Raw genomic sequence first — 13,955 nt, 5'->3', positions numbered from 1 at the left:
CCGCAGGTGACGACCGGCTAGGACGGCTCGGCGGGGTCGTGGGTGATCAGGTCTCCCGGCTGGCACTGCAGGACATCGCAGATCCTCGACAGGGTCGAGAAGCGGATGGCCTTGGCCCGCCCGTTCTTGAGCACGGACAGGTTGACGACGGTGATGCCCACCTGTGCGGACAGTTCGGTCAGCGTCATGCCGCGCTCGGCGAGGATCCGGTCGAGATGGATCCGGATCGCGTGGAGTTCCTCTTCGGGCATCAGATGGTCCCTTCGAGGTCCTCTCGCATGCGCACGCCCTCGCGCATGATCTTCCCCATGATCACTGCGGCGAGGCCGGCGAGGACGAGCACCTGCGGCCCGGAGACCGTCGGCCCGGAACCCACGATGGGCGCCATGCTCCCCACGAGCCAGGACTGCGACCAGCCGACGACGAGGCCGGCCAGCGGCGTGCCCGCGGCGACGAACCAGCCGAGAACGGAGAGCCGCCGCGACACCGTGTCGGTGAACGGCCCCTGCAGCAGGACGGCCTTCAGCAGCCGGGAGAAGAGCAACAGCGCGAGGGAACCGAACAGCAGCCAGGGCAGTTGGCCCCCGAGGTCGGCGGCACGCTGCCCCACGGAGGGACTGTTCTGGCAGAGGCGCGTGGCACTGCTGGACGCCTCCACACCCTTGCCGACCGGCAGGTTGTCCGCCAGCGGGGCATTGCGCCAGAAACCCGTCTGCACGCAGACCGCCCCGTCGTCGAGCATGTGCGTGAACCCCGTGCCGATGAAGACGAGCCCGCAGAGCACCGCCAGTGCGAAGGTGACCGAGGCCAGGGTCCTCGTGAGTCGTGTGTTCACCGCACGCCTTCCTATCGATTTTCGATATGCTCGAGGTTAGAGGAGCATATCGATATTCGACAAGTCCATGGTCGTCGCGGCCGCCCCGGCGCGGGGTCACCGGCAAGGGTGACTCGAAGGCCGTGAAGGCGGGTTGTCGGTCGCCGTCAGCCCTCCGCCCGCACACTGTCGGAGGGAACGCCAACCGTTCCCACGGCGGACGAAGGAGGGGCGGCCATGACCTGGATGCTGCTGGCGGGGGCGATCCTGGCGGAGGTGACCGGGACGGTATGCCTGCGCCTGTCGGACGGCTTCTCGCGGGTCGTGCCCACGATCGTGGTGGTGGTGGGGTACGTGGCGGCGTTCGTACTGTTGTCGCAGGTGCTCAAGCGGGGCATGCCGATCGGGGTGGCCTACGGGGTCTGGGCGGCCGTGGGGGTGGCGCTGGTGGCGCTGGCCGGCACGGTGATCTTCGGTGAGGCGCTGACCGGGGTGCAGATCTTCGGCCTGGTGCTGGTGGCCGGTGGCGTGATGGCGCTGGAGATGGGCAAGGCCGGGGCCTGAACCGGGCGTGAGGTGGGTAGTCCGGAAATCTCCGAACTCATACCTGCCGGCGCACTGCGAGGGACTCATGAGCGACACGCCTCCCGGCCCGGGGGCCGGCTCGGACATCGACCGGATCCTGGAGATCGCCACCGGCTTCATGGCGTCGAAGGTCCTGCTCGTCGCCGCCCGCCTCGGCCTCTTCACCGAGCTGGCCGAAGGGCCGTTGAGCTGCGAGGAACTGCGCGCCCGGCTGCGGTTGCACCCCCGTTCCGCCCGGGACTGGTTCGACGCCCTCGTCGCGCTGGGCGCCCTGGAACGTACCGATGCCGTCGGCGGCGACGGCGGGGTCTACGCGAACACCCCTGCCGCCGCCCGCTACCTGGTCCGCGGCGAGCCCGCCTACCTGGGCGGTCTCCTGGAGATGAGCGACGCCAGGATGTACGAGCTGTGGGGGAGGCTCGACGCGGGCCTGCGCACGGGAAGCCCGCAGAACGGGATCACGGCCGGCGAGGAGGGCGCCTATGCCGTCCTCTACGACGACTCCGACCGCCTCGGCGCGTTTCAGCAGGCCATGGCCGGGCTGTCGCTCCGCTCCGCCCACGCCCTCGCCGAGGTTTTCGACTGGGCCTCCTGCCGCACGGTCGCCGACATCGGCTGTGCCGACGGCACCGTGCTGACGCACCTGCTCCAGAGCCATCCCCACCTGCGTGGCACGGGCTTCGACCTCGAGGCTGTCGGCCCCGGCTTCCGTCGCCGGGTCGAGGAGGCCGGCCTCGTCGGTCGGCTCTCCTTCCGGGCCGGGGACTTCTTCGCCGAACCGCTGCCCTCGGCCGACGTGCTGATCCTCGGCCACATCCTGAGCAACTGGTCCCTGCCCAGGGCGAAGACGCTGCTCCGCAAGGCGTACGAGGCGCTGCCGCCGGACGGCTTCCTCGTCATCTACGAGACGCTCATCGACGACGAGCGCCGGGAGAACGTTCCCGGGCTGCTCATGAGCCTGACCATGCTGCTGGAGACGCCCGGCGGATTCGAGTACACCGGTGCCGACTGCCGGGGCTGGCTGGCCGGCGCCGGGTTCCGCGAGAGCCGGGTGCGGCACCTGGCGGGGCCCGAGTCAGTGGTGATCGCCCGCAAGTGAGTGCACGCACCCGGCGTTCCGGGTCAGTGCAGTTCCGCTCCCGGGGCGGGCTTCCGCCGGACGAACTCCACCAGACGCGCGTAGCTGTCGCCGCCGTGACCGGCCGCGATCGCCTGCTCGGTCAGCGCCCTGAAGAGCTTCGGCATGCCGGTGTCGGCGCCCCGGAGCTCGCTGGCGTGGACGAGGATGTCCATCGTCGCGCGGTGAAGATCCAGCGGGAATTCGTTGCTGGGATAGCGCCCCGCGTCCACCTGGGACGCATAGGTGCTCATGAAGAAGCACACGGTGTCCATCCACCGGTTGGCCACCTCGGTGTACCGGGTCGCCGTCACACTGCCGCCGGGGCCGTCGGCGCCGGCCAGCACCACGCTGTGCAGCCAGCCGGTGAGCGTGGACCACATCTGGCACAGCAGCATCGTGTCGTACACGGACGACAGGGCCGTGTCGGCGCCCAGGTACACCGGATCGCCCACCGCGGCGAGCGTCTCGCGATGGCCTTCGAAGGCCTCCGGCAGGCCGGCGTAGAGCTGCAGGAAGCGCCGGTCGCCGATGCCGGACGGGGTGGTCATGACCACCCCGTCGAGGTAGGCGGCACCGGCCCGGCCGGCCCAGGCGTCCATCTCCCGGGCGTGCGGCGGCGGTCCGGACGTGAGGTTGACCAGCGTCCGGCCCGCGAGCTCGCCGGCCAGGGGACCGAGCACCTCCTGGACGGCCTCGTACGCCGACAGGCTCACCACGGCCAAGGGGCTCGCCCTCAGGGCCTCACCGGCCGACGCCGCCTCGATCGCCCCCTTCCGCACCAGGGCGTCCGCCTTGCCGGGCGTCCGATTCCATACGCTCGTCCGGTACCCCGCGTCGACGAACGCCCCGGCCAGCGCCGAGCCCATCGGTCCGAGACCGAGGACGGTCACATCAGCATCCACATGCCCTCCCGGATATGGAGACAAAGGGCGCCGACCGAACGGTGGCGCCCTGGTCTGATGCTTCCCTCAGGGGATTCATCAACTCATTCCAGAAGAAGAGGGACGAACTGGATTCAGCCGTTTTCCCGGGACGGCGACGGCGCGGCCGGGGCCGGACGTCCAGCTGTGCCTGGCCGCTGCTGCCCTCGAGGCCGGAGGAGAGGCATTCGGTGGGCAACCGGTCGGGTCCGGCGGACACGGTCCGCTGCGCCGACTGTCCTGGTTCACCGACCCCGAGCGGCTGCTGCCCGCCGTGGCCAAGCGCCTCGCACCCGGCGGGGTCTTTGCCTTCAGCCACGCCGAAGCCGGCCCGGCTGCGTACGGACCTCAACGGATGCGCGGGAAATGGCTGGAGGGCCGCGACCGGGAACTGACCGTCCTGCGCTGGCAGTACACCCCCCGGATGTGGGCCGAGCTCCTCGAGCGACACGGCTTCGTCGACATCGACGCACGCATCGTCCCTCCGCCCGGCACCGAGGCCCTGGGCCGGCTACGGCTGCGGCAGCCGCGCCACCAGCTCCGTCGCCTCCGCCGCCGGGACGCCCGCTGCCGTCAAGGCCGTCACGGCGGCGGCGCGGCCGCCCTCGTCCGGCGGGACGACGCCGTCGTTGACGGCCTGGAGTACGCCGAAGAAGAGCTGCTCGCGGACGTAGGCGAGGGCCAGTGCCGGCAGGGGTGAGGTGAAGCGGCCCTCGTCGAGGCCGCGTTGCAGCATTGCCGTGCACTCGTGCCGCACCGGCTCGAGGCGCTGGTGGATGCCCTCCATGGTGACGCTGCGCTGGGCGAGGGAGAGCAGCAGGCGGTAGCCGTCGGCGATGTTCCAGACGGCGAGCATCGAGCGGGCCAGGGCCTCGGCCGGGTCGGCCACGTCGTGCAGGGCCTCGGCCTGGGCCGCGGCCACCGACTCCGCCGCGTCGTCGACGAGGGCGGCGACCAGGGCGTCGCGGCTGGGGAAGTGCCCGTACACCGTGCGCCGGACGACACCGGCGGCGCGCGCGATCTGGTCCATGCTCGCGTCCGCGTCGCGCAGCAGCTCCGCGAGCGCGATGTCCATGATGCGGCGGCGATTGGCGTCCGCTCGGCCGGTCGTCCTGCCGGTCATCGGGATTCTCTTCTCGGTTCGGGCGGCCCTCGTGGCCGATTCGCAGGCCCCCATTTTGCCCGCGGTCGCGCACTCCCGTAACTTGCACACCGGTGTGTAATTGCACAGCAGTGTGCAAGATCTGCGCAAGGTCTGTGCACGATCGTGAAAGGGGGGCCGATGGGCCTCGTGATGTCGACACCGGTCGACAAGATGGATGGTCCGTACACGAAGCGCTGGGCCGCTCTGGGTGTGCTCTGCCTCAGCCTGCTGATCATCGTCATGGCGAACACCTCGCTGACGGTGGCGGCCCCCGACATGGTCAAGGACCTCGGCCTCGGCAGCTCCGACCTGCAGTGGGTCATCGACGGCTACACCGTTCCCTACGCGGCGCTGATGCTGATCCTGGGTGCCGTGGGCGACAAGTACAGCCGCCGCGGGGCGCTCGTTCTCGGCCTCGTCGTCTTCGGCGCGGCCTCGGTCGCCGGCTCGCTGGTCGACAGCTCGACCGGGGTCATCGCGGCCCGTGCCGTGATGGGCGTCGGCGCGGCGATGATCATGCCGGCGACGCTGTCGCTGCTGGCCGCGACCTTCCCGAGCGCCGAGCGCGCCAAGGCGATCACCATCTGGACCGCGACCGCCGGTCTCGCCATCGCCGTCGGCCCGCTGGTGGCCGGTGCGCTGCTGGAGGACCACGGCTGGGCGTCGACGTTCCTGATCAACGTGCCGATCGCCGTCCTGGGCATCCTCGGTGCGCTGCTGCTCGTACCGCCGTCCAGGGCGGAGGGCGTGAAGAGGATCGACTACGTCGGCGGGGCGCTGTCCGTCGTCTGGGTCGGCTCGCTCATCTACATGATCATCGAAGGGCCGCACTTCGGCTGGGGCGCCAAGGCCATCGCCGCGGCCGTCATCGCGGGCGTCGGCTTCGTCCTGTTCGTCCTGTGGGAGCTGCGCCACCCGCACCCCGTCCTGGACGTGCGCCGCTTCACCAGGCGCGCCTTCGCGGGCTCGACGATGGCCGTCGCGCTGTTCTTCCTCGCCGTCTTCGGCGCGTTCTACTACCTCACCCAGCACCTGCAGTTCGTGCTCGGCTACTCGCCGCTCGACACCGGCGTGCGCATGCTGCCGCTGGCCGGCGCGGTGTTCGTCGGCGGCGCGCTGACCGCGCTGCTCACGCCCAGGGTCGGCATGAAGGTGACGGTCGCGCTCGGCATGACCGTCGGAACGGTCGCCATCGCGCTGCTGACGAGGGTCGACGCGTCCTCGACCTACAACGACTTCGTGCTGCCGCTGGTCGTCCTGGGCCTGGCCATCGGCCTGTCCCTGTCGCCGTGCACCAACGCCATCATGGGCTCCTTCCCCGAGGACCAGCTGGGCGTCGGCGGCGCCGTCAACAGCACGTCCATCGAGATGGGCGGCTCGCTCGGCATCGCGATCCTGGGCACGGTCCTGGCCAAGACGTACTCGTCCAACCTCGGCGACGCGGCCGCGAAGGTCGCCGCCGGCGGCGGTCCCAAGCTCCCGGAGAAGGCGCTGTCCGCCGCGCAGGACTCGGTCGGCGCGGGTCTGTACGTCGCCGAGGAGGTCGGCAAGCAGGTCGCGGCGGGCGCCGCGCCGAAGCTCGGCGCGGAGAAGGCGGCCGCGCTGGGCGCCCAGCAGGCCCAGACCGTGGTCGAGGCCGTGCACAAGGCGTTCTCCGACGCGGTGGCCCATACGAGCCTGGTGGGCGCGATCGTGCTGGGCGTGGGCACGGTGGTGGTGGCGCTGCTGCTGCCGGGCAAGACGGCGAAGCCTGCCGTGGCGGAAGCCGGCGCCGAGGCCGCGAGCGAGGAGCGCACGGCAGAGCGTGTGTGACCGGGCCCGCCCGTGATCGGTGCCCCGTGTCCCCCTGAGGGCGCGGGGCACCGCTGGTTCACACGGCCGTGCCGGTGCGTGCGCTGTGCCGGGTGAGCAGGAGGTCGGCGTAGAAGTGATCGCCGACCGCGCGCAGTGCCGACACCACCGAGAGGACGGCCACCGCAGACCGCTCGGTGAGGATCGTGGCCATCAGCCAGTCGATGTCCCCGTGCGCGTCCCGCTGATGAAGGGCGGCGACGAGCGGGGGGATTCCCACGGCCGGGCGGAGACGTCCCGCCGCCGACAGGATCTGGTACGCGTCGGCATCGAGCCCCGCGTTCCGGAAGGCGGCCACCACCTGCAGCAGGCGGCCTGCGGAACGGGACTTGCCGACGACGGCCAGGACCCGGTAGGCGGCTTCCTCGCGGCCCGCCCCCCGCAGCGCCACGACCGTCCTGGACACGGCCATGGGCAGCCGGGTCCGGGCCACCGCGGTCAGCACCAGGTCCGCATCGGCGGCGTCGCCCAGCGCGCCGAGGTAGGCCAGCACGTCCAGCAAGTAGGCGTCGGTTGCGGTCTGACCGACGCTCGCCGCGCTCCGCATGGCCTCGACGACCTGGCCCGCGTCACGCGCATCGCCCATCGCCATGGCCAGTTCCCCGGGTGGCGTACGGGCGAAGACGGACGGCTCGACGCGGTAGTTGTCCGGAGGGTTGTCCGGTCGATCGGTCCCGGTGGCCGCGTTGTCCGGATCCGAGACGGAGGCCTCCTGACGAAGTTCGTCGGCGAGCCGGTCGAGTCGGTCCGCTCCGTCGTCCAGATGGGAGGCGGCCTTCGCGAGGGCCAGATCGATGTCGTCGGCGGCGGCCTCATCGTCCGGCAGGTCGGCCGAAGCCGCCGTGTCGCCCCGGGTGGCGGCGCCCGGATCGTCGTCCAGCAGGTCGGGATGGCGACGCCGTAACCGTTCCAGTTCCTCGGTGAGGACACGGACCTGTTCCGCCGCCTGCTCGGCCAGCCGGTCGGCCTTGTGCCGTTCCCCGCGGGCCCGTTCCAGCTCGGAGTCCGCTTGTGCCCGCTGGGCCTCGCTGCGCTCCAGACGTTCACGGATCTGGCGCAGCTGCTCCGTCTCCGAGTCGGAAGCGCGCAGGCGGTCGCGCTCCGCATGGAGACCGGCGATGTCGCGGCGCAGCTTCTCGACCATGGTCAGCAGCAACAGCACCATGTGGTGGGCATTGTTGCGGGCGTGCTCCAGCTCCGTGACCCGTTCGAGGGCCCTGAGCAGCTTGCCGGAGACCATCAGCGAGTGCCGTTGTGCGGCCATGAGCTCGCCCGTCAGCTTCTCCGTCCCGGCCTGCCGGCCCTGCCGGTGGGTCGAGGTGGGCCCGAGCGCGCGGCGTGGTCTGTCACGGACGCCACGGATCCCGTCCCAGTACGGCCGGGCCTGTGCCAGCAACGTCCTGCGCCCCGCGTCGTCCACGGAGCAGATGTCGGCCACGGCCTCGACGAAATCCCACTGCGGGTTCACTCCCGCCAGCCGGTCCGCCACGGTCGAGCGCGCCGGTATGTGCCCGTTCTCGAAGTGCTCCGGCCGCAGAGCGTCCGCCACGTCATCGATCCGCATGCCGGCCGCGTCCAGCCAGCCGCGCAGCAACCGAGCGAGGGCGTCGGCCTCCGCCGACGGGCCGCGCAGCGCTCCCCATGGCCTGGTCCGCCTCCTTCCTTCTCCCACTGCCTCACCTTCGCCTTTCCCGGACAACTGGGCTTGTCCGTGCTTGTCCGGTCGATCGCCCGTACTAGTGGATTGGTTGATCTCGGCAGGCGATTCTTCAAGTCGAGCCGCCCCTCCGGAACGAAGGTGCGGTCGGGCGCCCGTCGTCCTTCGGGAGGGTGTGGAGCCGAGGTGGGAAGCCTGCCAGGAGACCCCTGGTGCCTGCTGATCCACTGAACCACGCCGATGCCCGCACTGGAGCCGAACCTGCTGATCCCACGCGGAATTATGCAGATCTGATCACTAATCCTGATCGGTTTCAGGGCTGTGAGTGACCGAGTCCGCGCGGATGATGAATTCTTCGCCGAACTTCTGCACGTTCGGTCACTCTCCGGCGCTTATACGAGTGGAGGCATCAGCCTCCGGCGCCGCACAGGGGGACCCGGCGTCTCCCCGTCACGACACACCACCTGATCCGAGGAGAGAGAGAACGTGCACCAAGACATCGCGGCGCAGTGGATCGACATCGCCATGGCCGTCAGGCTCTTCGGGCCCGATGCCTTCCGATTGTCCCGTCGGCTGTTGACTGCAGGTGTCCGCGTGGGAATCGACGGTCTCCACAGCTCGCCGCGGCACGCCGCCAAGGCCCTTCGCCGGGACGGAGGCCACGGTGGCTGACCATGCGGCCGAGGACCACGGCGGCGCTGTGGGCACGCCCGGCGGGAGAAGGAAGATAACGTCGATGGCGCACTGGTCGGACTCGGCCAGGATGTCGTACTGGGCCTTTCACGCCGACCGTCGGCAGGCCTACATGAGCTTTGCCTACCTGCAACTGGGCTCGGACGCGGACACGGAAGAAGCGGTGGACGCCGCGTTCGACGCCATCATGGACAACTGGTGCGAGATGCTGCGGATGGAGCACCTCGAGCGGTACGCGTGGACCATTCTGAAGAACCGCATCGTCGACCAGTACCGTCGCCGTCGGCGCCGCGCCGAGCCCATGGACGTCGCCGCTTTCGAAGCGGCGCTGCGCGACACCACGGAGGACCCCTTCGAGGTGCTCGCCGACTCCTTACAACTCTATTCATCGGTACGGCTGTTGAGCGAACGCCAGCGTGATGCGATCACGCTCCGCTACGGACTGGACTTCACCACATCCGAGGCGGCGACGCTGATGGGCGTGGAGGAAGCCACCGTTCGCTCACATCTCAGCCAGGCCTGCCGACGCCTGGCCCGTCTGCTGGAAGCCGGGAATGCCGACGGCAGCGCACCACAGGAGGGAACCCCATGACCGACGGCCCGGCGCCCCAGCCTCGTGGCAGGCTGGAGAACCTGCTGGCCCGCGCCCGAACCAGGGACCGGTACTCCGGATACGACGTGGCCGCGGCGGAGGCCCGGCTGCGGCGGCGCAGGGCCGCACGCCACGGCTGCCCGCTGCACGAGCACCCCCGCAGCGCTCCCCGCCCGGTGTTCGTCGCCTGGCCCCCCGCCTGGACGGAGCCCACGCCGGGGGGCAGCCCCAACGGCGATCGGGCGTGGTCGGACCTCACCACCATGAGCGTCGTCGTCCTCCACGCGCCGAGGGCCGACCGCGACCTCGAAAGGTTCGTCCAGGCCCACTGCGCCGACCGCACGGGTGCCCTCGTCTTCGCATGCCTGCTGCATCTCGCCGGACACGGCGACGGCGCGCGCTTCTGGTGGCAGTTCGCCGCGGGAGCCGGTGACAGCACCGCCGAGTACTGCCTCTTCCTCGATCATTCGCGCCGTGGCGAGTACCACGACGCGGGCATCTGGGGCGACCGATTGCTGAGCGGGGACTTCGAACCGACCCGGGTGTGGGGCGACCGCTCGAGAGCGGCCGCCACCGTCGTCCGGCTGCCCGAGGACGTCACCGTCCACATCACCGAGCGGCATCATCCGGACCTCGGCCCGATTCCCCTGCCCGGACCGCCCATCGTCCAGGAACTGCGTGCTCTGACCTCCGCCCCGGCGCCCGCCGGATAGGTTTGTCCATCACCGCTCACACCGGCCGCAACCACACCGTCCCCAGCGGCGGCAGCGTCAGGGTGAGGCTCGCCGGGCGGCCGTGGCTGCGCAGGGACTCGCCCTTGAGCGGGTCCGTGTTGGCCACGCCGCTGCCGCCGTAGCGCAGGGCGTCGGTGTTCAGGCACTCCTCCCAGACCGTGTCCCGGGCCGGGACACCCAGGCGGTAGCCGTGCCGCACCACCGGGGAGAAGTTGCTGACCGCCAGCAGCGGGGAGCCGTCCGCCGCGCGGCGCAGGAACGCGAAGACGTTGTCCTCGTAGGCGTTGCCGTCGACCCACTCGAAGCCCTCGGGGGAGGTGTCCCGTTCCCACAGCGCCGGGGTCGCGCGGTAGCGCTCGTTGAGGTCGCGCACCAGGTCGCGTACGCCCCGGTGGTCCGGCTCGGCGGCGTACGAGGGGTCCAGCAGCCACCAGTCGGGGCCGTGGCTCTCGGACCACTCCGCGCCCTGCGCGAACTCCTGGCCCATGAACAGCAGCTGTTTGCCCGGGTGGGCCCACATGAAGCCCAGGAACGCGCGGTGGTCGGCGCGCTGCTGCCACCAGTCGCCCGGCATCTTCGAGACCAGCGAGCGCTTTCCGTGCACGACCTCGTCGTGCGAGATCGGCAGCACATAGTTCTCGCTGTACGCGTAGACCATGGCGAAGGTCATCTCGCCGTGGTGGTACTTGCGGTGCACCGGCTCCTTGGCCACGTACTCCAGCGAGTCGTGCATCCAGCCCATGTTCCACTTCAGCCCGAAGCCCAGCCCGCCGAAGCCCCCGGCGCCCACCAGGTGCGTGGCGCGGGTGACGCCGTCCCAGGCGGTGGACTCCTCCGCGATCGTCACCACGCCGGGGCAGCGGCGGTAGACCGTCGCGTTCATCTCCTGCAGGAAGGCCACCGCGTCCAGGTTCTCCCGGCCGCCGTGCTCGTTCGGCGACCACTGGCCCGGCTCGCGGGAGTAGTCGAGGTAGAGCATCGAGGCCACGGCGTCCACGCGCAGCCCGTCGATGTGGAACTCCTCGCACCAGTACACCGCGTTCGCCACCAGGAAGTTACGGACCTCCTTGCGCCCGTAGTCGAACTCCAGCGTCCCCCAGTCGGGGTGCGCGGCCCGCGAGGGGTCCTGGTGCTCGTACAGCGGGCGGCCGTCGAACTCGGCCAGCGCCCAGTCGTCGCGCGGGAAGTGCGCCGGCACCCAGTCCATCAGCACCCCGATGCCCGCCCGATGCAGGGCGTCGACCAGATGCTTGAAGTCGTCGGGCGTGCCCAGCCGCGCGGTCGGCGCGTAGAAGCCGGTGACCTGGTACCCCCACGAGCCCCCGAAGGGGTGCTCGGCCACCGGCATCAGCTCGACGTGCGTGAAGCCGAGGTCCTTGACGTACGCGGGCAGCTGCTCGGCGAGCTGCCGGTAGGTCAGCCCGGGGCGCCAGGAGGGCAGGTGCACCTCGTAGACGGAGAAGGGCGCCTCGTGCACCGGCCGCGCGCCCCGCCCCTGCATCCACGCGCTGTCGCGCCACACGTGGTGCGAGGCGTGCACGATCGAGGCGTTGGCGGGCGGCACCTCCGTGCGCCGGGCCATCGGATCCGCCCGCATCGTGTGCGAGCCGTCGGGCCGGGTGATCTGGAACTTGTACAGCGCCCCCTCGCCGACCCCCGGCAGGAACAGCTCCCACACCCCGGTGCCGCCCAGCGAACGCATCGGATATCCGGTGCCGTCCCAGTAGTTGAAGTCGCCCACCACGCGTACACCCCGTGCGTTGGGCGCCCAGACGGCGAACCGGGTGCCCGCCACGCCCTCGTGCGTCATCGGACGGGCGCCCAGCGCGTGCCACAGCTGCTCGTGCCGACCCTCGCCGATCAGGTGCAGGTCCAGCTCGCCCAGGGCCGGCAGGAAGCGGTACGGGTCCTCGATCTCGATCTCGTTGTCGTCGTAGGTGACCACGAGCCGGTAGCCGGAGGGGATGCCGCCCATCGGCAGCACCCCGGCGAACAGGCCGTCGCCCTCGTCGTGCAGCTCGGCGCGCAGCCCCTTCGCCGTCACCGCGACGGCGCGGGCGAACGGGCGCAGGGCGCGCAGGAGCACGCCCCCGGGCACCCGGTGGGCGCCCAGCACGCTGTGCGGGTCGTGGTGCGCGCCGGCCAGCAGACGGCCGCGCGTGGCGTCGTCCAGGGGCTCGGCCCGGCGCACACCACGCGACGCGGTCCCCCCGGCGCGCGGCTCGGGGGTGCGCGGAGGCGGCCGCCGTCCGGGCGGCGCGGGCAGGAACGTGGCCGGGATCGGTGGTCGTGCTTCCACTGGGGGGTCCTCCGGGGTCGGGAATCCGGGCAGCGGGTCGGGGGTCATGCGGTCCCGGAGGCCGCGCCCGCGAGCCTGCGGATCGCGGACATCGGGACGGGCAGCCAGTCGGGCCGGTGGCGGGCCTCGTAGAGCACTTCGTAGACGGCCTTGTCCGTCTCGTGCGCGCGCAGCAGCCGGGGGTCCTCGCGGGGGTCGTCGTGGTGGGCCGCCGCGTAGCCCTCGCAGTAGGCGGCACGGGCCGCGTCCGCCCAGCCGGGGCCGGGCGCCTGGCCGACCGCGGCCGCGTAGTCGAACGAGCGCAGCATGCCCGCGATGTCCCGGGCGACGGGCTGCGGGCGGCGGCGCTCGTCCAGCGGGCGCGCGGGCTCGCCCTCGAAGTCGATCAGGGACCAGCGGCCGTCGCCGGGCGTGCGCAGGGCCTGGCCCAGGTGCAGGTCGCCGTGGATGCGCTGCGCGCACCACGAGCCCCGCTCCCCGCCGGGCGCGGTGAGTTCGTCGTAGGCCGCGGCCAGCGCGGTCCGGTACGGGCGCAGCTGAGGGACGGCCTCGGCGGCGGCGTCCAGGCGCCGGGTCATGACGGCGGCGAGGGCCTCGAGCTGGGGGCGGCGCAGCACGGTGGTGGGCAGCGCCTCGGCCAGCGCCAGGTGGACCTCGGCGGTGGCGTGGCCGAGGGCGCGGGCGGAGGCGGTGAAGTCGGCCCGTTCGGCCAGGGCGCCCAGGGCCAGCTGCCAGCCGTCGGCCGAGCCCGGCAGGTAGGGCTGCAGCACGCCGAGCGTCATGGGTTCGGCGCCGGGGGCGAGCGGTCCGGCCTCGAACCAGGCGGCGGGCGCGGGGACGCGCGAGCAGCCGGTGCGCGCCAGGGCGCGGGGCAGCTCCAGGTCGGGGTTGGTGCCGGGGACCACCCGGCGGAACAGCTTGAGGATGTACGTTTCGCCGTAGACGGCCGAGGAGTTGGACTGCTCGGCGTCCAGGAGCCGGGGCGTCAGTCCCGGTGGGATGGAGGCGTCCGGTTCGCGGTGGAAGCGCAGGGGGCCGAGCCGGCCGGGCACCCGCAGCCGCTCCAGGAGCAGGGCGGCCAGGCGTGGGTCGGTGAGCCCTTCGTAGACGGTGCGGCCCCGCAGCGGCCCGTCGTCCGGGCGGCCGACCAGCGCGGGCGCGAGGTGCGGGGGCAGGACGTCGCGGACGCCCAGCAGCAGCTGGTAGCAGTCCTCGGTGACGCCCTCCTGCCGGGCGCGGAAGAGGACGTGGAGCAGGCCCGGGGCGCCGCCGGCGCGGGGCAGGGGCAGCAGTTCGGTGGCCGCGACGAGCGTGAACCCGGTCAGCGGGCGGCCCTTGCCCGCGAACCAGCGCTGTCGCGGCAGCCACTCGAGCAGCAGCGGGCCCAGCGAGGCGAGCATCGCGGGGCCGGAGGGCGTCGAGGAACCGGGGGCCGGTCCCGGGCGGGCGGAGGTGGCCTCCCGGTGGGGCGGTGCAGCGTCCGACATGGCGTCGCGTCCTTTCCCCGGGGCACACGACGGATGGGGCAAAGTGTCCCGGATTGCGG

Annotated in this window: 12 protein-coding genes; 5 read left to right on the top strand and 7 right to left on the bottom strand. The window is 71.8% G+C overall.

The genetic code is table 11. The features are described from left to right. Positions 1-17: 17 nt before the first annotated feature. Together ACIG36_RS28130 and ACIG36_RS28125 are read right to left on the bottom strand one after the other, a co-directional pair. Positions 18-251, bottom strand: coding sequence for a helix-turn-helix domain-containing protein (locus ACIG36_RS28130; protein ID WP_399933606.1), 234 nt, complete (start codon positions 249-251; stop codon positions 18-20). Continuing rightward, positions 251-835 (bottom strand): DUF2975 domain-containing protein, encoded by a 585-nt coding sequence (locus ACIG36_RS28125; RefSeq protein WP_399933603.1) that lies wholly within the window; start codon positions 833-835, stop codon positions 251-253. Before ACIG36_RS28125 ends, ACIG36_RS28130 begins: the two co-directional genes overlap by 1 nt. A gap of 216 nt (positions 836-1,051) precedes the next feature. Here ACIG36_RS28125 and ACIG36_RS28120 point away from each other — a divergent pair, with 216 nt between their 5' ends. Together ACIG36_RS28120 and ACIG36_RS28115 are read left to right on the top strand one after the other, a co-directional pair. After that, a complete protein-coding gene (locus tag ACIG36_RS28120) occupies positions 1,052-1,378 on the top strand; it encodes a DMT family transporter (protein WP_399933600.1) in 327 nt (108 codons plus the stop codon). 67 nt (positions 1,379-1,445) lie between these two features. Beyond that, entirely contained in the window at positions 1,446-2,498 is a 1,053-nt protein-coding gene (locus ACIG36_RS28115; RefSeq protein ID WP_399933598.1) for a methyltransferase, read from the top strand. A gap of 23 nt (positions 2,499-2,521) precedes the next feature. Here the strand turns inward: ACIG36_RS28115 and ACIG36_RS28110 are convergent, their stop codons facing one another. Together ACIG36_RS28110 and ACIG36_RS28105 are read right to left on the bottom strand one after the other, a co-directional pair. Beyond that, positions 2,522-3,421 carry an NAD(P)-dependent oxidoreductase gene (locus ACIG36_RS28110; protein ID WP_399933596.1) on the bottom strand — a complete coding sequence of 300 codons (900 nt, stop codon included), beginning with the start codon at positions 3,419-3,421 and terminating at the stop codon, positions 2,522-2,524. Between the two features lie 529 nt (positions 3,422-3,950). Further along, on the bottom strand, positions 3,951-4,562 hold the full coding sequence (locus ACIG36_RS28105) for a TetR/AcrR family transcriptional regulator (RefSeq protein ID WP_399933593.1): 612 nt from the start codon (positions 4,560-4,562) through the stop codon (positions 3,951-3,953). Between the two features lie 159 nt (positions 4,563-4,721). Between ACIG36_RS28105 and ACIG36_RS28100 the strand changes: the two genes are divergently transcribed. Next, on the top strand, positions 4,722-6,395 hold the full coding sequence (locus ACIG36_RS28100; RefSeq protein ID WP_399933590.1) for an MFS transporter: 1,674 nt from the start codon (positions 4,722-4,724) through the stop codon (positions 6,393-6,395). Positions 6,396-6,453: 58 nt separating this feature from the next. Here the strand turns inward: ACIG36_RS28100 and ACIG36_RS28095 are convergent, their stop codons facing one another. Beyond that, positions 6,454-8,106, bottom strand: coding sequence for a hypothetical protein (locus tag ACIG36_RS28095; protein WP_399933587.1), 1,653 nt, complete (start codon positions 8,104-8,106; stop codon positions 6,454-6,456). A gap of 649 nt (positions 8,107-8,755) precedes the next feature. On the opposite strand from ACIG36_RS28095, the gene ACIG36_RS28090 reads away from it, so the two are divergent. Beyond that, positions 8,756-9,376 carry a sigma-70 family RNA polymerase sigma factor gene (locus tag ACIG36_RS28090; RefSeq protein ID WP_399933585.1) on the top strand — a complete coding sequence of 207 codons (621 nt, stop codon included), beginning with the start codon at positions 8,756-8,758 and terminating at the stop codon, positions 9,374-9,376. Beyond that, entirely contained in the window at positions 9,373-10,089 is a 717-nt protein-coding gene (locus ACIG36_RS28085) for a hypothetical protein (RefSeq protein WP_399933582.1), read from the top strand. The genes ACIG36_RS28090 and ACIG36_RS28085 overlap by 4 nt, the downstream gene beginning before the upstream one ends. A gap of 16 nt (positions 10,090-10,105) precedes the next feature. On the opposite strand, the gene glgB is transcribed toward ACIG36_RS28085, so the two are convergent. Further along, positions 10,106-12,457 (bottom strand): 1,4-alpha-glucan branching enzyme, encoded by a 2,352-nt coding sequence (glgB, locus tag ACIG36_RS28080; RefSeq protein ID WP_399933579.1) that lies wholly within the window; start codon positions 12,455-12,457, stop codon positions 10,106-10,108. Next, positions 12,454-13,896 carry a phosphotransferase gene (locus ACIG36_RS28075; RefSeq protein WP_399933576.1) on the bottom strand — a complete coding sequence of 481 codons (1,443 nt, stop codon included), beginning with the start codon at positions 13,894-13,896 and terminating at the stop codon, positions 12,454-12,456. Before ACIG36_RS28075 ends, glgB begins: the two co-directional genes overlap by 4 nt. Positions 13,897-13,955: the final 59 nt, after the last annotated feature.

Origin of the sequence: Streptomyces sp. NPDC053048 (assembly GCF_044547045.1) — a bacterium.
GTDB lineage: Bacteria > Actinomycetota > Actinomycetes > Streptomycetales > Streptomycetaceae > Streptomyces.
This window is presented reverse-complemented; position numbering and strand designations above follow the sequence as displayed.

Excerpts from the sequence above, each read along its gene's own strand:
- ACIG36_RS28085 (WP_399933582.1), top strand. The coding sequence starts at position 9,373 with ATGACCGACGGCCCGGCGCCCCAGCCTCGTGGCAGGCTGGAGAACCTG.
- glgB (WP_399933579.1), bottom strand. The coding sequence starts at position 12,457 with ATGACCCCCGACCCGCTGCCCGGATTCCCGACCCCGGAGGACCCCCCA.
- ACIG36_RS28130 (WP_399933606.1), bottom strand. The coding sequence starts at position 251 with ATGCCCGAAGAGGAACTCCACGCGATCCGGATCCATCTCGACCGGATC.
- ACIG36_RS28075 (WP_399933576.1), bottom strand. The coding sequence starts at position 13,896 with ATGTCGGACGCTGCACCGCCCCACCGGGAGGCCACCTCCGCCCGCCCG.
- ACIG36_RS28105 (WP_399933593.1), bottom strand. The coding sequence starts at position 4,562 with ATGACCGGCAGGACGACCGGCCGAGCGGACGCCAATCGCCGCCGCATC.
- ACIG36_RS28120 (WP_399933600.1), top strand. The coding sequence starts at position 1,052 with ATGACCTGGATGCTGCTGGCGGGGGCGATCCTGGCGGAGGTGACCGGG.
- ACIG36_RS28100 (WP_399933590.1), top strand. The coding sequence starts at position 4,722 with ATGGGCCTCGTGATGTCGACACCGGTCGACAAGATGGATGGTCCGTAC.
- ACIG36_RS28115 (WP_399933598.1), top strand. The coding sequence starts at position 1,446 with ATGAGCGACACGCCTCCCGGCCCGGGGGCCGGCTCGGACATCGACCGG.